The organism is Salmonella sp. 741265050_HSA, assembly GCF_046569445.1.
Lineage (GTDB): Bacteria > Pseudomonadota > Gammaproteobacteria > Enterobacterales > Enterobacteriaceae > Salmonella > Salmonella enterica.
On sequence record NZ_JBKFSV010000008.1, the window covers coordinates 114,425 to 131,799 of the forward strand.

General features: G+C 53.0%; 18 protein-coding genes. 2 read left to right on the plus strand and 16 right to left on the minus strand.

Features of this window, described 5'->3' with window-relative positions:
- Positions 1 to 31 precede the first annotated feature (31 nt).
- The 14 genes from ACLD4F_RS14970 to ACLD4F_RS15035 form a co-directional block, all read right to left on the minus strand.
- Positions 32 to 397 (minus strand): DUF805 domain-containing protein, encoded by a 366-nt coding sequence (locus ACLD4F_RS14970; RefSeq protein WP_000384139.1) that lies wholly within the window; start codon positions 395 to 397, stop codon positions 32 to 34.
- Positions 398 to 520: 123 nt separating this feature from the next.
- A complete protein-coding gene (locus tag ACLD4F_RS14975; protein ID WP_063809368.1) occupies positions 521 to 1,507 on the minus strand; it encodes a glutathione S-transferase family protein in 987 nt (328 codons plus the stop codon).
- Positions 1,508 to 1,574: 67 nt separating this feature from the next.
- A complete protein-coding gene (locus tag ACLD4F_RS14980) occupies positions 1,575 to 1,967 on the minus strand; it encodes a DoxX family protein (RefSeq protein WP_001592732.1) in 393 nt (130 codons plus the stop codon).
- Positions 1,968 to 2,214: 247 nt separating this feature from the next.
- The gene (locus ACLD4F_RS14985) at positions 2,215 to 2,514 is read right to left on the minus strand and encodes a YqjK-like family protein (RefSeq protein ID WP_079943892.1); all 300 of its coding nucleotides are present in this window, start codon (positions 2,512 to 2,514) and stop codon (positions 2,215 to 2,217) included.
- Positions 2,511 to 2,909: a phage holin family protein gene (locus ACLD4F_RS14990; protein WP_000785626.1), complete on the minus strand. Its 399-nt coding sequence runs from the start codon at positions 2,907 to 2,909 to the stop codon at positions 2,511 to 2,513. Before ACLD4F_RS14990 ends, ACLD4F_RS14985 begins: the two co-directional genes overlap by 4 nt.
- A 2-nt stretch (positions 2,910 to 2,911) precedes the next feature.
- Positions 2,912 to 3,217, minus strand: a complete 306-nt coding sequence (locus tag ACLD4F_RS14995) for a YqjD family protein (protein ID WP_000031219.1) — start codon at positions 3,215 to 3,217, stop codon at positions 2,912 to 2,914.
- A gap of 41 nt (positions 3,218 to 3,258) precedes the next feature.
- The gene (locus ACLD4F_RS15000; RefSeq protein WP_000877297.1) at positions 3,259 to 3,627 is read right to left on the minus strand and encodes a DUF1090 domain-containing protein; all 369 of its coding nucleotides are present in this window, start codon (positions 3,625 to 3,627) and stop codon (positions 3,259 to 3,261) included.
- A gap of 144 nt (positions 3,628 to 3,771) precedes the next feature.
- Positions 3,772 to 4,155, minus strand: coding sequence for an EnvZ/OmpR regulon moderator MzrA (gene mzrA, locus ACLD4F_RS15005; RefSeq protein ID WP_000917516.1), 384 nt, complete (start codon positions 4,153 to 4,155; stop codon positions 3,772 to 3,774).
- Positions 4,156 to 4,158: 3 nt separating this feature from the next.
- A complete protein-coding gene (yqjA, locus tag ACLD4F_RS15010) occupies positions 4,159 to 4,821 on the minus strand; it encodes a DedA family general envelope maintenance protein YqjA (protein ID WP_000422141.1) in 663 nt (220 codons plus the stop codon).
- Positions 4,822 to 5,270: 449 nt separating this feature from the next.
- A complete protein-coding gene (gene sstT / locus ACLD4F_RS15015) occupies positions 5,271 to 6,515 on the minus strand; it encodes a serine/threonine transporter SstT (RefSeq protein WP_000235363.1) in 1,245 nt (414 codons plus the stop codon).
- A gap of 254 nt (positions 6,516 to 6,769) precedes the next feature.
- Complete coding sequence (locus tag ACLD4F_RS15020; protein WP_001098833.1) at positions 6,770 to 7,738, minus strand: TerC family protein; 969 nt, start codon at positions 7,736 to 7,738, stop codon at positions 6,770 to 6,772.
- Positions 7,739 to 8,007: 269 nt separating this feature from the next.
- On the minus strand, positions 8,008 to 9,006 hold the full coding sequence (locus ACLD4F_RS15025; RefSeq protein WP_000617678.1) for a Gfo/Idh/MocA family protein: 999 nt from the start codon (positions 9,004 to 9,006) through the stop codon (positions 8,008 to 8,010).
- Positions 9,007 to 9,094: 88 nt separating this feature from the next.
- Positions 9,095 to 9,787, minus strand: coding sequence for a vancomycin high temperature exclusion protein (locus ACLD4F_RS15030; RefSeq protein WP_000951045.1), 693 nt, complete (start codon positions 9,785 to 9,787; stop codon positions 9,095 to 9,097).
- Between the two features lie 151 nt (positions 9,788 to 9,938).
- Positions 9,939 to 10,436, minus strand: a complete 498-nt coding sequence (locus ACLD4F_RS15035) for a M48 family metallopeptidase (RefSeq protein ID WP_023226132.1) — start codon at positions 10,434 to 10,436, stop codon at positions 9,939 to 9,941.
- An 85-nt stretch (positions 10,437 to 10,521) separates the two neighbouring features.
- On the opposite strand from ACLD4F_RS15035, the gene rlmG reads away from it, so the two are divergent.
- Positions 10,522 to 11,658 carry a 23S rRNA (guanine(1835)-N(2))-methyltransferase RlmG gene (gene rlmG / locus ACLD4F_RS15040; RefSeq protein ID WP_000019989.1) on the plus strand — a complete coding sequence of 379 codons (1,137 nt, stop codon included), beginning with the start codon at positions 10,522 to 10,524 and terminating at the stop codon, positions 11,656 to 11,658.
- A gap of 80 nt (positions 11,659 to 11,738) precedes the next feature.
- Here rlmG and ACLD4F_RS15045 read toward each other — a convergent pair whose 3' ends face one another.
- Positions 11,739 to 13,757: an NADPH-dependent 2,4-dienoyl-CoA reductase gene (locus ACLD4F_RS15045; RefSeq protein WP_000121522.1), complete on the minus strand. Its 2,019-nt coding sequence runs from the start codon at positions 13,755 to 13,757 to the stop codon at positions 11,739 to 11,741.
- Between the two features lie 170 nt (positions 13,758 to 13,927).
- Positions 13,928 to 15,307 carry a putrescine aminotransferase gene (gene ygjG / locus ACLD4F_RS15050; RefSeq protein WP_001520281.1) on the minus strand — a complete coding sequence of 460 codons (1,380 nt, stop codon included), beginning with the start codon at positions 15,305 to 15,307 and terminating at the stop codon, positions 13,928 to 13,930.
- Between the two features lie 429 nt (positions 15,308 to 15,736).
- Here ygjG and ACLD4F_RS15055 point away from each other — a divergent pair, with 429 nt between their 5' ends.
- Positions 15,737 to 17,257 carry a PAS domain-containing methyl-accepting chemotaxis protein gene (locus ACLD4F_RS15055; protein WP_001582503.1) on the plus strand — a complete coding sequence of 507 codons (1,521 nt, stop codon included), beginning with the start codon at positions 15,737 to 15,739 and terminating at the stop codon, positions 17,255 to 17,257.
- Positions 17,258 to 17,375 lie beyond the last annotated feature (118 nt).

Sequence of the window (17,375 nt, forward strand, 5' to 3'; positions counted from 1 at the left end):
GCGGCGCTTTAAAAGCGGCGCCGCGCCGCCATCAGGAAAAACGTTTCGGATCGGGGCCGAAGCGGTTGTCGCCCGGCGTACCATTCTGGCAGTTGAACGCGATGATGATAAGCCAGCCGATAATGGGGATAAGTAGCAACAGTAGCCACCATGCGGAGCGGTCAGTGTCATGCAGACGACGGAACTGCACGGCCCACCACGGTAAAAAGATCAGAACGCCGTAAATGGTGGTCAGAACGCCTTCACCCCCGGCGCGTTGCCAGCCAAGCATGGCGTCCAGCAGGCCCAACACAAAGGTAAAGATGATATTGACCAGAATAAACATCCAGTACTCTTTGCGTCGCGCGCGGCCGCCAAATCCCAGATAATTTTTTAAAACCTTTAAATACCAATCCATTTTCGCCTCAATAATGGTTCAATCACTTGTTTTTAAAGTAATCAAACTAAGAATAGCCGCGAATGAAATGTTGGTAAATATTTGTGGTATTTATTAATAAGGCGTCCCGGAGGACGCCTGAAATTAGCCAAAGCGCACGTCGCGCCCGTGAGGTTCGAGCAGATCCTGCCACGGTCCGATGGAAATGATACCCGTGGGGTTAATCGTTTTATGGCTACGGAAATAGTGGTGACGAATATGGTCAAGATTAACGGTTTCAGCAATGCCCGGTATTTGATAGATATCGCGCAGGAAACCGTACAGATTCAGGTAGTCGCTGATTCGGTATTTGTCGCATTTGAAATGAGTCACGTAAACCGGATCAAAGCGTACCAGGGTCGTCCATAAGCGGATATCCGCCTCGGTCAACTGGTCGCCCGTCAGATAGCGGTGCTGTCCGAGAATCTGCTCCAGGCGCGCCAGCGCAGTAAACACCTTTTCTACCGCTTCATCATACGCTTGCTGGCTGGTGGCGAAGCCTGCTTTATAAACGCCGTTATTAACGTTGTCATAAATCCAGCCGTTTAACTCGTCAATTTTGCTTTGCAGCGCGGGGGGATAGTAATCCCCGGCTTTAGCGCCCAGCCCATCGAAGGCGGAGTTAAACATACGAATGATTTCGGCGGACTCGTTGCTGACGATAGTATGATTTTTTTTATCCCATAAGACCGGTACGGTGACGCGGCCGCTGTAGTGTGGATCGGCGTGCAGATACAACTGGTAGAGAAATTCATGCTGATAGAGGGTATCGCCGGTGGCCGCCGGAAAAGTATCATCAAACGTCCAGCCGTTTTCCAGCATCAATGGACTCACGACGGAAACCGGAATAAACGGCTCCAGACCTTTCAGTTTACGGAAAATGAGCGTGCGATGCGCCCAGGGGCAGGCAAGGGAAACGTACAGATGGTAACGATCTTTTTCTGCGGCGAATCCGCCTTCGCCGGAAGGTCCGGGCGCGCCGTCAGCGGTAAGCCAGTTGCGGAAAGCCGACGCTGAACGCTGAAATTTCCCCCCGGAAGATTTGGTGTCATACCAGGTGTCGTGCCAGACGCCATCGATCAGTTGTCCCATGTCTCTCTCCTTCAGATGACAAAAGCGAGGCGCTATTCCCTCGCTTTTTTAATTGAGTATAGATTGCTTACCACTTTTTATTCAGCAGACGGTCAAGGCTGAACGCGCCAGGCCCGGTTAACGCCAGTAATAAGAATCCGCCGGCAATGGTCAGGTTTTTCATAAACATCAGCGAGTTTACACCTTCTGCAAAATTGCTATGGAAGATCAATGCCGTCAGCAACGTAAAACCAGCGGTAAAAAGCGCAGTGGTGCGGGTGAGGAACCCCAGCAGAATCGCCAGACCGCCGCCGAACTCAAGCAGTATGGTGAGCGGCAGCAGGAATCCTGGTACGCCCATCGCTTCCATATACTGTTGTGTGCCCGCATAGCCGCTAATTTTTCCCCATCCTGCGGTAATAAACAGAACTGGCATTAAAATACGCGCTATCAGTACACCAACATCTTCTAATTTTTTCATTTTATTCTCCAGGAGGCCGATTCGGCGGCTGCTGCTATTTTCATGAGCAATGACGCGGTTTAGCGCGTCATTGTTATCGCTGGAGAGAATCATAAACGTGGCGTACAGGAATTGTTAGCAAGGAAAATTGCCAAATTTTTTCAAAAAATTTGAGTGATTGATAAAGAGACGATATGCATAAAAGTATCGCGCCACCAGGTGTAATCGGGCGATAACCTGATGGCGCGATGCTATAAAAGAAAAGATATTAACCGCGGAGCTGTTGTTGACGGAGGGTAGTTTTTACCAGGCGCCAGGCGCTCCAGATACCCAGGCCGCGTTTCGCCCAGCGTACCAACATATTAGGATGGCGGATGGTCCAGATGGCTATTACGCTGCTACCGACCAGCGCCCAGGAGCGCAGGCTTAACACCGTATTCCAGCCGCGATCGTACGCGCCGGTGGTCTCCAGCCAGTCGCGACGGCTGGCGGACAGATCCAGCCGTTGCTGCTGGATCTGACTGAGAAGCAGCGCTTTACGTTTTTCGCGTTCGCCTTTGCTGCTCACGACTGATCGTCCTCCAGAATTTGCCGATCGTTAGCCAGTTCGTGCCGCGTATGGCGCAATAGCGTGGACTGACGCGCTTTGCGCAAAGTCCAGATGCCGCCGATTAGCGCAAGCACTAACAGCACAACTGTGGTAGCGATCATCGCGTTCAAACGGTACTGAGGATCGATAGCCCAGATGACCAGAACCATCAGGCTCATTAAGCCAAACGCCGCGAAGAGCATGGTAAGACCTACCATCAGCAAAAGCTGAAAGAGGTTCGCTTTCTCTTCTTCCAGTTCTACTACCGCCAGTCGCAGCCGGGTTTCCACCATCTCAACGATAATGGTGACAATCCGCTGCCCGATACCCAGTACGCTTTTGCCTGGTCCTTGTGCCTGTCGAGAGTCCGCCATAATTAACGACGCGTCAGCAGCACGCCCAACACCAGACCGACAGCGGCGCCAATGCCTACGCCTGTCCAGGGATTTTCGCGCACATAATCATCGGCGCGGGCGGCGGCGACGCGAGTCTGTTTGGCAATCACATCACCCGTTTCGCCCAGGCGGTAACGGCTCTCTTTCAGCGCGCGCTCGGCTTTGCTACGAATCTTACTCAACTCTTCTTTCGACTTTTCGCCCGAAGAGCTCAGCACTTCTTCAAGCGTATCGGTCAGGGATTTCAACTCAGCGCGCAGATGTTCCGTAGTGTTATCTTTCGACATAGTTTTCTCCAGGTGAGTGAGTATTTACATTCGGCGTTAATTTAGTAGTCTCTGGCCTCAAGTTTTTTTAGCTCATCCTGAGCCTCGGCCAGCTTACGTTCACGTTTGTCTATTTTATCCGCATCGCCTTTTGCTTTTGCCTCGGCTAAATCACGTTGGCGTTCGGCTACCTCTTCTTTTTGCTCAGCGATCTTTTTCTGATGCTCGGCGCGCAGCTTGCTGTCAGTACAATTGGCGCGTACTTCGCTGAGCGCCTTGTTCAGACCCTCAATACGGCGCTGATTGTTGTGCTTTTCAGCGTAGCTAATTTCCTTTTGTATATCCTGCTCTTTTTCCTGACAAAGCGAATTAGCGTAGCTACCGGCGCTAAGTGTAAAAAGCGTGATAGCCAAAGCGATGCGGTATTTCATTCCTGAACTTTCCCTTATGTTCGGACCCGTTGTCCGGGGCGGTGATCCCGATAATAACGCGGTGGGTTAAACACCGCTTTATTAATCATAGTCATTAAACAATGAAATCACCAAAGTGAGTGATATGATTCGGATTCATGGAGATTAGCCAAAGCGGTGTGAGCTTTCCCGTAAGCGGGACAGCCACTGTACCGTTTCGTTGTCATCGTCCTGCTGAGCGACGACATAACCGTGTGGTAACGTTTGATCAAGCACTGTTTTTGCTGCGGCGCTTTGCGCAGGGGAATCGAAGGTAATGAGCAACATGTCATTTTTAGGCGTAATGCTTTTAAAATGAATGCCGTTCGCATCCAGATGATGCAGAACTGAGAAGCCGTCTGGCATACTGGCGCCCTGGTTAACCGCGCGAATGGCCAGCGTCGACTCTTGCTGACGCAGCGTTGACCACGTCATCATGAGTATGGTCAGCATCAGTAGAAAAGCGCTGATCCAAATGAGTTGTCGGGCAGTTATGCGTGGTTTAAGCATAAGTTATCCCCGGCTCCCATACTTCTTTTTCCACAGCATGACCAGTGAACCCGCCAGGCCAAAAAAGAGCAGTACCACGGGCAGCAGCATCAGGCATGACATTAACTGATCTTCATATTTCATAAAGACGGGCGTTTTGCCCAGCAGATAGCCCAGCGACGTCAGGATAAGCACCCACAACAAGCCGCTCATCCAGTTGAAGAACTGAAAGCGCGCGTTATTCAGGCCGGATATGCCGGCAATGGTGGGCAGCAGTGTTCTGACAAACGCGATAAAACGGCCTATCAATAATGCCGACAGGCCGTGTTTATGGAAAAGGTGATGGGCGCGTTGATGATAATGTGCGGGGAGATGAGAGAGCCAGTTTTGCACGGTGCGGGTATTCCCCAGCCAGCGGCCCTGAATATAGCTCACCCAGCAACCCAGGCTGGCCGCGACGGTAAGCAGCAAAATGGTTTGTGGAAAACCCATCGCGCCTTTGGCGATCAGCACGCCGACCAGGATCAATAGGCTGTCGCCAGGCAAAAAGGCGGCAGGGAGCAGCCCATTTTCCAGAAACAAAATCATAAATAACACAAAATATAACATGCCAATCATGGAAGGATTGGCCAGTGTTTCAAAGTCCTGAGCCCACAGGGCATTCAGCAATTGAGTCAGTAGTTCCATTCAGTATTCCTGGAGAATCGGTTAACGTCACGCCGGTGATCTGAGGTTTGCACTGCCGCAACAGAGTTGGAGTTTTTATCAGCGTTGCGGAAACGGCAAATTCGCGGCCTGAACTATTCCTTGTTAAGTTGTGAAGTAAGCAAGCACTAACACACAAAAATTCAAAATGCATCTAATTGTAACAAAGGTCAACGAAGTCCGTTATAGAAATTACGCGTCGTTGAGCTTTGATTTTGCTTATCGCAAGGGAGGGTGGCGAGAGGATTTACACAGGCTGACACTTTATACTTTACGCTGACCGAGCGCCGCGGCAGGCGCCATCTACATATAACGTTACGCGAGGATGTTGCGTGTGGATATAAATTCGCTTTACGTCACAGCCTACGGATTGGGAGATTCAGATCTATCGTTACGCCGGATGGCATACGCCATCCGGCATCGATAATCACTTAGCTACGCAAGGCGTTATTCGCCAGACGTTCGTCCTCTGCCTGGCAGGCTGCCGCAGTGAACAGAACATCGGTAGATGAGTTCAGCGCCGTTTCACACGAATCCTGCAATACGCCGATAATAAAGCCGACCGCTACTACCTGCATCGCGATATCGTTCGGGATGCCAAACATGTTGCACGCCAGCGGGATCAGCAGCAATGAACCGCCTGCCACGCCGGAGGCGCCGCAAGCACACAGCGAGGCCACCACGCTCAGCAGCAGCGCTGTAGGCAGATCCACCGGGACGCCTAACGTATGAACTGCCGCCAACGTCAGAACCGTAATGGTAATTGCCGCGCCGGCCATATTGATAGTGGCGCCCAGCGGAATGGAAACGGAGTAAGTATCCCTGTCCAGATTCAGTTTTTCGCACAGCGCCATATTCACTGGAATATTGGCGGCAGAGCTGCGGGTAAAGAAGGCATAAACGCCGCTTTCACGCAGGCAGGCGAACACCAGCGGATAAGGGTTGCGACGAATTTTCCAGAATACCAACAGCGGGTTGACCACCAGCGCGACCAGCAGCATACAGCCAATCAAGACGACCAGCAGGTGCGCATAGCCCCACAGGGTGGAGAAGCCGGTGGTTGCAAGCGTTGATGAAACCAGACCAAAAATACCGACTGGCGCGAAACGGATCACCAGTTTCACCATAAAGGTCACGGCGTTAGACATATCGTTCACGAGGTTTTTGGTGGTTTCATTGCCATGACGCAGGGCAAATCCCAGACCGACGGCCCATACCAGAATCCCGATATAGTTAGCGTTCAGCAGCGCGTCGATGGGGTTCGACACCATACTCATCAGCAGACCGCGCAGGACTTCTACAATGCCGGACGGCGGCACGATATCCTGGGCGCTACTGGACAGATGCAGCGTTGAAGGGAAGGCGAAGCTGAACACAACGGCCGCCAGCGCGGCTGAAAAGGTGCCTAGCAGGTAAAGAAAGAGAATAGGGCGAATATTGGTTTTTTGGCCGTGCTGGTGGTTGGCGATCGAGGCCATTACCAGCATCAGCACCAGAACGGGGGCGACCGCTTTTAAGGCGCCGACGAACAGGGTGCCAAGCAAGCCAACCGCTTCCGCCGCAGGCTTAGAAATCCATGCCAGTAAAATCCCCAGTACCAGACCCACTAAAATTTGTTTAACCAGACTGCCTTGCGCTAAACGCTGCAGTAGCCCTGATGCTCGTTGCGTAGCCATTTCATGTTCCTTGTATTGTGTTGCTGGTCATCCCCTGCACGCTCTTACGGCGCATCTTTCAGGATGTAACAAAGTGTTTGCCTGGTTGAGTATAAGGAAAGTTGAAGGTTCGGGAAGCGAAATATCCTGGATTTTTTGCTGTGATCATGTTTTATAACTTTATATTAACAGTATTGTGACATGTTAAACAAAAACGCCCGACAGGTGTGCGCTGCCGGGCGTTTTTGACGGGGCAGGTTTACCCCGATAAAAGATTATTGCGCTCGTAGTTTCTTATCGCGCTGATGGTTAACCCAGGCGTTAATCACCAGCGTAATGGTCAGAATGCCAAACACTACGCCCAGCGAAATCGCGATAGGAATATGGTAGAAGTCGACGATCAGCATCTTAATGCCGATAAAGACCAGAATGACCGCCAGACCATATTTCAGCATCGAGAAGCGTTCCGCCACGCCGGACAGCAGGAAGTACATCGCGCGCAGTCCTAAGATGGCAAACAGGTTAGAGGTCAGTACGATGAACGGGTCGGTGGTGACCGCAAAGATCGCCGGAATACTGTCAACGGCGAAGATCACATCGCTGAACTCAACCATAATCAGCACCAGCAGCAGCGGCGTGGCATACAGCAGGCCGTTTTTACGTACGAAAAAGTGCTCGTTCTCGATCGTATCAGTCATGCGCAGATGCCCGCGCAGCCAACGCACCATCGGTTTTTCGCCAATGCCGGATTCGTCTTCCTTCGCCAGCGCCATTTTTACGCCGGTAAACAGCAGGAAGGCACCGAACACATACAGCAGCCATTCGAACTGAGTGATAAGCCAGGTACCGGCGAAAATCATGATAGTACGCAACACGATCGCGCCAAGAACCCCATACACCAGCACCCGGCGTTGCAGAGCCGGAGGGACGGAGAAATAGCTAAACAGCATCAGCCAGACAAAGACGTTATCTACGGCCAGCGACTTTTCAATCAGATAGCCGGTAAGGAACGCTAATGCCTGCGGGTCAGCAACTTCGCGCCCTTGCGTTTCAGCCAGATACCACCAGAAAGCGGCGTTAAACAGTAGCGAGAGCGTTACCCACAGGATTGACCATCCTGCCGCTTGTTTCATCGACATAGCATGTGCGCCACGGCGTCCCTGCAACAACAGGTCGATGGATAGCATTATCACCACAACAACCGCGAATCCACCCCATAATAATGGCGTACCAACAGTATTCATTATTTCTCCCCATGCAAAAAAAAACGGCTAACGCCGAATGGCATTAGCCGCTGCTTTTATGCATAGACCTTGCCATTCGGCAAGGTCTCACTTACAACAATAAAGGAATACGCTGACGCATTCCTTTATGGCTGCCCGGTGACCGGATGTGGTTTTGCACACATCGTAATGACGATCGACCGGCAATGAAGTTACTCCCCTTTGCGCGTAACAAAGTATGACAGGCCACGCGTAGAGTCAATGACCTGTAACATATGATTTACTTAATTTTACGCAGTAAGGGGATGGGTCAGATCGTCCGCCGGGAAGATGACCCCGGTTTGACGGCGTATTTCTGTCAGCCATTTTGCCGTGGCGCGACTTAGCGACAACCCCGGATGTTCCACGGCGTGGTTTTCAATAAGCTGGGCAAACGCCCCGGCTTCATACAGCATGGTATTAATATGCTGAGGCTGGGTCAGATCCTGCATCAGCGCGCCGCGCGGCGCAAAACACACTTTCTGGCATTCCGACAGCTTTTCAATGACCAGCGATCCCCTCTCGCCCTGAATTTCACTGGCCAGTACCGAGTCGCTGACTTTGGAATGCTGTAGCGTGACGCTAAAATCGCCGTAATCCATAACCACGACGCCGTGTGCATCTACTCCGCTTTCCAATAAATTCGCCGACGCCTGAACGCTGCGCGGCTCGCCCCATAGCGCGATCGCCGACGCCAGACAGTAATACCCGATATCCATAATCGAACCATTGGAGAAGGCCGGATTAAACGTATTCGGATTTTCACCGTTCAGATAGCGCTGATAACGTGAAGAGTACTGGCAGTAATTTAGGAATGCTTTATGCATTCTGCCGATTTTCGGCAACGATTCCCGCAGCAGCAGGAAATTGGGCAGGCAGGCGGTTTTAAAGGCTTCAAACAGTATCCGCTGATTATCGCGCGCGCAGGCGATAGCGGCATCAACCTCCGCCAGGTTAGAAGCCAGCGGCTTTTCGCACATGACATGTTTTTTATGCTGCAAAAAGCGCTGTGTCTGGGAGAAATGCAGGGAGTTCGGGCTGGCGATATAAACCGCCTCTATCGCGTCGCTTTGCGCCATCGCTTCCAGCGAGGTAAACAGATGCTCGACGGGATAATCATTTGCGAAAGACTGCGCCTGTTCAAGACTACGGGAGTAAACGGCGGCGAGCCTGAATTTGCCGGTTTCATGGGCGGCGTCGACAAACTGGCGCGTGATCCAGTTAGTCCCAATTACAGCGAAACGTATCATAAACGTCAGCGGACTCCAGAAAGGGATTTTTCGTCAATGTAGCACGCCTTTCCGCCCTTGCCAGTGCGCTGCGACGCACTCTGGCATTTTACTGGCGAGAAGGGCACCCGTGTGCGCTATCAGCCCCAATAGTGACGCCAGCGCCCAGATATTTAGGCTGACGATGCAAAATTTTGGCATCCAGCACTGCGCTAACCCGCGCCAGCTTTTCCCGAAGTCGTGTGTAGGTTCCGTGCCTTTTATTCAGATCCGGCGCGTTAACGCCGATAGCGTCAATGCCATATTGTTGCGCTAGCCAGATCGCCCGTTGATTATGAAATGCTTGCGAGATAATCGTAATGCGGCTTTCGCCAAACACTTTCCGGGCGCGAACTACGGAGTCCAGCGTGGAGAATCCGGCATAATCACAAAAAATGGCCGCTTCCGGCACACCTTTCGCTATCAGCGCCTGCTGCATCGCCGAAGGTTCATCGTACTCTTTTTTGCCATTATCGCCGCTGACTAACAGCCACTTCACTTTACCGGCGTGATACAACGCGGCGGCAGTATTAATCCGCCGGGTAAAATACCGATTGCCGGGTTTAGCGCCTAACACCAGCCCGACGTTGCGGGCGGGAACGGTCTGAATGTCATTCCATGTCAGATGCTGCGAGGCGTTGACGATAAGCCAGTTGGAATAGAAAAGCGCGACGCCTGCTGCGACAAGCAGAAAACACGCCACTGTTAACGCCCGGCGTGTAAAACAGAGGCGGCGGATAAAACGGGCACATTGTGAGAGCATGGTTGTTGCGCGGTTCCGTTGGCGGTGGATAAAAAATACCCTCTACAGATCGTCATCCTTGACGTGGCGGCAGGCAATGAGCGAAATGTGAACGCGCCGATTTTATGCCCACGCCGTTAAAAAGATACGGGGGAAGGGGCATTTTCAGAATTTATTGTGCCGACAGCGCCTGATGCGTCAGCCACAGGCGCGTATCAAACTCCAGTTGATGGTACTGCGGCTCCATATGGCAGCAGAGCTGATAAAACGCTTTGTTATGCTCTTTCTCTTTCAGGTGTGCCAGTTCGTGAACCACAATCATTCGTAAGAATGGCTCCGGGGCGTTGCGAAACACGGTGGCGACGCGGATCTCCGCCTTTGCCTTGAGCTTGCCGCCCTGAACGCGCGAGACAGCGGTATGCAGTCCCAGCGCATTTTTCAGCACATGGATCTTGCTGTCATACATCACTTTATTGATGGGCGGCGCATTGCGCAGAAACTGACTTTTCAGTTCCTGAGTATAGTGATATAGCGCTTTGTCAGTGGCGTAATCATGCGCGCCGGGATAACGTTTTTCCAGCACCGCTCCCAGGCGCTGCTCGGCGATTAAGGTGCGCACTTGGGCAAGGAGATGTTCCGGATACCCCTGAAGGTAAGTTAGTGAGGTCATCAAAGCTCCATGTTGCTGATAAAAAGTGTATACTCACGCACCCTTTTCAGGGATAACGCCGCAATTTTACCATTCAGGAGGCCTAATGAGCCACGTAGACGACGGTTTCCGTTCACTGACGCTGAAACGTTTTCCGCAAACGGATGATGTTAACCCGCTTCTGGCGTGGGAGGCGGCCGATGAGTATCTGCTGCAACAGTTGGATGAGACGGAAATTCGCGGCCCGGTGCTGATCCTGAATGATACGTTTGGCGCGCTAAGCTGTGCGCTGGCGGAGCATTCGCCATACAGTATTGGCGATTCATATTTAAGCGAACTGGGTACGCGAGAGAATTTACGCCATAACGGCATCGCGGAGTCCAGCGTAACGTTTCTCGACAGTACCGCTGACTACCCGCAGGCGCCGGGCGTGGTATTGATTAAGGTACCGAAAACGCTGGCGTTGCTGGAACAGCAGTTACGCGCTTTGCGTAAGGTCGTTACGGCGCAAACGCGTATTATCGCCGGCGCGAAAGCGCGAGATATTCATACCTCTACGCTGGAACTGTTTGAAAAAGTGCTGGGCCCAACCACGACGACGCTGGCGTGGAAGAAAGCGCGCCTGATTAACTGTACCTTCAGTCATCCGCAACTGGCCGACGCGCCGCAAACGCTAAGCTGGAAACTGGAAGATACAGGCTGGACGATTCACAACCACGCGAATGTTTTTTCTCGTACCGGATTGGATATCGGCGCGCGCTTCTTTATGCAGCATTTGCCGGAAAACCTCGACGGGGAGATTGTCGATCTCGGCTGCGGCAATGGGGTGATTGGCCTGAGCTTACTGGCGAAAAATCCGCAGGCGAACGTGGTATTTGTCGATGAATCGCCGATGGCGGTAGATTCCAGCCGTTTGAATGTAGAAACGAACCTGCCGGAAGCGTTCGAACGCTGCGAATTTATGATCAACAACGCGCTCTCCGGCGTGGAGCCGTTCCGTTTTAACGCTGTGTTCTGCAACCCGCCGTTCCACCAGAAACATGCGCTGACGGATAATATCGCCTGGGAGATGTTCCATCATGCCCGCCGCTGCCTGAAAATCAACGGCGAACTGTATATTGTGGCGAACCGCCATCTGGACTATTTCCACAAGCTGAAGAAGATTTTCGGTAATTGCGCGACGATAGCAACCAACAATAAATTTGTTATTTTGAAAGCGGTGAAGCAAGGACGCCGTCGATAAGGCGCTCAAGCGTCATACCGGCCTATAAAACCGGTATGACGGCGTAAGCCCGATAAGCGCAGCGCCATCAGGCAAAGTCGTTAAATCTCCAGCGCCAGTCGGGTGCCCTGGGCAATCGCCCGTCGGGCATCCAGCTCCATCGCGACATCGCATCCGCCGATAAGATGTACCGTTTTACCTGCGGCGCGTAACGGATCCGCCAGCTCGCGGCGAGGTTCCTGTCCGGCGCAGATCACCACATGATCCACTTCCAGCAACTGCGGTTCGCCGCCGATCAAGAGATGTAATCCGTCGTCGTCGATCTTCTGGTAACTGACCGCCGGGATCATCTTCACGCCGCGCGCCAGTAACGTCGCGCGATGGATCCAGCCGGTGGTTTTACCTAATCCTTCGCCCGGCTTGCTGGCTTTGCGTTGCAGCATGACGATTTGCCGTGGACTACGTGCCAGGCGCGGGCCTTCCGGGCGCAGACCGCCTGCCTGTTGCAGGCTGGTATCAATTCCCCATTCCGTACAAAATTCAGCAATATTTTGGCTGGTGGATTCGCCGTGCTGGCTCAGATACATGGCCGTGTCAAAACCGATCCCGCCGCAGCCGATGATCGCCACTCGTTTACCAACCGGCGCCTTATCGCGCAATACCTCCAGGTAGGTCAATGCCTTTGGATGATCGATACCGTCTATCGGCGGGCGTCGCGGTACTATTCCGCAGGCGAGGATCGCTTCGTCAAACGGCTGAAGATCCTCTGCGTTCACCCGTTGGTTCAGTTTCAGCGTAACGCCAGTAACATCGATCATTCGACGGTAGTAGCGCAGCGTTTCGTAAAACTCCTCTTTACCCGGGATCTGCCTGGCGATAGTAAACTGACCGCCAATTTCACTCTGGGCGTCAAACAGCGTGACATGATGGCCGCGCGACGCGGCGTTAATCGCGAAAGCCAGCCCCGCCGGGCCTGCGCCGACAACGGCCAGATTCTTTTTGCGTATGGCCGGCGTTATCGGCATGTGGGTTTCGTGACAGGCGCGCGGGTTCACCAGACAGGAGGTCACTTTGCCGATAAAGATCCGATCCAGACAGGCCTGATTACAGCCGATACAGGTGTTGATCTCATCTGCGCGTCCGGATTGCGCTTTAGTCAGGAATTCGGCATCGGCAAGGAAGGGACGCGCCATCGACACCATATCGGCATCGCCGCGCGTCAGGATCGTCTCGGCGACCTGCGGATCGTTAATGCGATTGGTCGCGATCAGCGGAACCGACACATGACCTTTGAGTTTCCGCGTCACCCAGCTAAAGGCGCCACGCGGTACTGGCGTGGCGATGGTCGGGATTCGCGCCTCATGCCAGCCAATGCCGGTATTAATTAGGCTTGCGCCTGCGGCTTCAATGGCTTGCGCCAGTTGTACCGTTTCGTCGAACGTGCCGCCATTTTCCACCAGATCGAGCATCGACAGGCGATAGATAATAATAAAGTCGTTCCCTACCCGCTGGCGTACCGCGCGTACTACCTCAACCGCGAAGCGCATACGGCTGGCATAGTCGCCGCCCCATTCGTCATCGCGATGGTTAGTTCGCCGGGTGAGAAATTCATTAATCAGATAGCCCTCTGATCCCATCACCTCTACGCCGTCGTAGCCTGCTTCCCGCGCCAGTTGCGCGCAATGCGCGAAGTCGTCGATTAACTGCAAGATTTCATCATGCGTCAGTTCATGCGGCATAAAGCGGTTGATTGGCGCCTGAATTGCCGACGGCGCGACCAGGTGCGGTTGATAGCTGTAACGCCCGGTGTGCAGAATTTGCAGCGCGATTTTACCGCCTTGCGCATGTACGGCATCGGTCACCACGCGGTGAGGCGTTAATTGGCTGGCATCGTTCAGCATCGCGCCGCCGGTCATCACGACCCCGGAGGGAACGGGCGCAATACCGCCGGTGACGATTAACGCTACGCCGTGTCGCGCGCGCTCGGCATAAAATGCCGCCAGGCGCTCGGCGCCATCAGGATGTTCTTCCAGACCCGTGTGCATCGATCCCATCAGCACGCGGTTTCTGAGAGTAGTAAAGCCCAGATCGAGCGGGGCGAACAGCGACGGGTAGCTCATAAGCGTATCCAGTATGTAAAATTATTGTTATGTGGTCGGATGAGTTACTACTGTAGCCGTCGCGAGGTAAAAGGGAAAAGGGGAATGTGGTGATTGTGATGGGATTCAAAAAAGAGGCCGCGACCCGGGGAAAACAGGCCGGATAAGCATAGCGCCATCCGGCATCGTCTTTAAACCTCTTCAACGCTCACCTGCATCGCCGCCAGCGCATTACGCGCTGATTTCAATACCTGTTCGCACAGTTCAATGGTTAGCGTGAGCGGTGGCTCGATACGAATTGTTTTCGCATTATTCAGCGTACCAGCGACCAGCACGCGTTGACGGAACATCTCACTGGCAAAACGGTAGCCCGTTTCGTTATCGACAAATTCAATGGCCATCAACATACCTTTGCCGCGCGCATCGTGTACCAGATTGGGATATTCACGCGCAAGTTGTCGAAAACCATCCAGGAGCGTATCGCCTTTTTGTTCCGCCTGGGCCGGGAGATTTTGCTCCAGCAGGACGTTAATGGTCGCCAGCGCGGCAGCACAAGCCAGCGGATTACCGCCAAAAGTGGTGGTATGCAGGAAGGGGTTGTCGAACAGAACCGAAAACACCTCTTCAGTCGCGATGGTGGCACCAATCGGCATCACGCCGCCGCCAAGGGCTTTCGCCAGACACAGAATATCAGGCTGCACATTTTCGTGCTCGCAGGCAAACATCTTGCCGGTACGCCCCATGCCGGTTTGTACTTCATCCAGAATCATCAGCGCGCCGAATTCATCACAGAGCTTACGTACCTCTGTCAGGTATCCCTGCGGCGGCAGGATCACGCCGCCTTCACCCTGAATAGGCTCCAGAATCACGGCTGCTATCTCGTCGCCCGTTTTTTTGCCTTCGCTAAATGCCATGCTCATCGCGTCGATATTGCCAAACGGCACATGGCGGAAGCCCGGCAGTAAAGGCATAAAGGGTCTGCGGAAGGTAGATTTGGCCGTGGCGGAGAGCGCGCCCAATGATTTGCCGTGAAATGCGCCGCTGGTGGCGATAAAGGTAAACTTGCCGCGCGGCGACTGATACGCTTTTGCCAGTTTTAGCGCCGCTTCGACGGATTCGGTGCCGCTGTTACAGAAAAAGCTGTACTTGAGTTTCCCCGGTGTCAGCGCCGCCAGCGTTTTTGCCAGCATCGCCCGCAAGGGGTCAAGTAACTCCTGGCTGTGGAGAGGTTGTTTTGCGAGTTGATTCTGGACGGCGGATACCACAACAGGATTACGGTGCCCCACGTTAAAGATGCCAAACCCCCCAAGACAGTCGATAAACTCCTGCCCCTGGGTGTCGACAAGCGTATTCAAACTACCCGCTTGCCACTCTACGGCTCCGTAATCCCCGCCAGCGGTAACAGATTTCCGGTATTCCAGAAATCCTGGATTTACATGCTCTTTAAAGTAGTCAATGACCTCTCGGTTTAGTGCTTTCATTTCCTCATGGTTTAGCGTTCGCTTCTCGATGAGATTCAGTGCGTGCGCGCTACAGGCCAAAGCCGATGCGCTGGAAGGTAACCTGTTCAAAATGAGCTCCAGAGGGCCGTGTATCACATGATACTGAATTAAGTATTGCAGGGATTAGCGGGGGTCTAAGCCCATAGTGAAAATCGGGATAAACACCAGGAATAATCACATTTACACAACATTTAATATCATGCGTTAACAATTGGATGCATTTTGAGCAGATCTTGTTTTACGGTTTACGGTGTGTTGCGGTAGCGGCGGCGTGAGAAAAAGGTGAGCCAGGGCAGATTTTAAAGAAAAAGGTTGTCCATGCTAAACAATTTCATAATGAAAATAAGGCGCAGGATGAGGTGAAAATCGTACAAATATTAAGGATTAATCGCAAATTGCGATCCAGAGCAATTTTAACAACTAAAGATAAATAGATTAGCGCCGAAATAACATCTGAGCGAAAAATTAACATCCAGATAACCTGCACAGGACGCTATCATGTCTTCTCATCCCTACGTCAGCCAGCTAAATACCCCGCTGGATGATGATACCACTCTGATGTCTACGACCGACCTGGAAAGCTATATCACTCACGCCAATGACACTTTTGTCCAGGTGAGCGGCTATCAGTTAAACGAGTTACTGGCGCAGCCACATAATCTGGTGCGTCATCCGGATATGCCGAAAGCTGCCTTCGCAGATATGTGGTATACCCTAAAACAGGGCGAACCGTGGAGCGGCATTGTGAAAAACCGGCGTAAAAACGGCGACCATTATTGGGTGCGGGCCAACGCGGTACCGATGATACGTGAAGGGCGTGTGACGGGATATATGTCGATCCGTACCCGCGCCACGGATGATGAGATTGCCGCCGTTGAGCCTTTATATCAGGCGCTAAATGAAGGGCGGTGTAGTAAACGTATTCATAAAGGCCTGGTGGTTCGTCAGGGTTTGCTGGGCAAACTGCCCGCTATGCCTGTTCGCTGGCGAGTGCGTAGCATTATGGGGCTAATGGCCGTAATGCTGGCGTTGGCGCTGTTCGGTACGGATGCCTCATGGCAGGCGTTGCTGTTGGGCGCGTTGGCGATGCTGGCAGGTACGGCGCTATTGGAATGGCAAATTGTGCGTCCCATTGAAAATGTGGCGACGCAGGCGCTGAAAGTGGCGACCGGCGAACGCAACAGCGTACAACATCTTAATCGTAGCGATGAGTTGGGGCTGACGCTGAGGGCCGTAGGGCAGCTTGGCTTGATGTGCCGCTGGCTGATCAATGACGTATCAAGTCAGGTTTCCAGCGTCAGAAACGGCAGTGAAAGGCTGGCGAAGGGTAATAATGATCTGAACGAACACACCCGTCAGACCGTGGAGAATGTTCAGGAAACGGTAACGACCATGAATCAGATGGCGGAGTCCGTGAAGCTCAACTCCGAGACGGCTTCCGCTGCGGATAAGCTTTCCATGGCGGCCAGTAGCGCGGCGACTCAGGGAGGTGAGGCGATGGATACGGTGATTAAAACGATGGATGATATCGCTCACAGTACGCAACGTATCGGGACGATCACCACGCTAATTAACGATATCGCTTTTCAGACGAATATCCTGGCGCTGAATGCGGCGGTAGAAGCGGCGAGAGCGGGCGAGCAGGGGAAAGGGTTTGCCGTGGTTGCTGGCGAGGTACGTCATCTTGCCAGCCGCAGCGCTAACGCGGCGAACGATATTCGTAAATTAATTGATGCCAGCGCAACAAAGGTGCAGTCAGGCTCCGAGCAGGTTCACGCCGCAGGCCGTACCATGGATGACATTGTAGCCCAGGTGCAAAATGTCACCCTGCTTATCGCACGGATCAGCCAGTCGACTCAGGAACAGACAGATGGGCTTTCCAGCCTGACTCGCGCCGTGGACGAGTTGAACCGCATAACCCAGAAAAATGCGGCGCTGGTGGAAGAAAGCGCACAAGTCTCCGCAATGGTAAAACACCGTGCCAGCCGGCTGGAGGATGCGGTCACGGTACTGCATTAAGTTTACTTGTAGGTAGCAACGGTAATGACATCCGCCCGGTAGCAACAAGCTTACCGGGCGGATGCGCTCTGATAGAAGGCGGTGCCTGCCATCATAGAGAGTATCAGTGGCCTGTGAT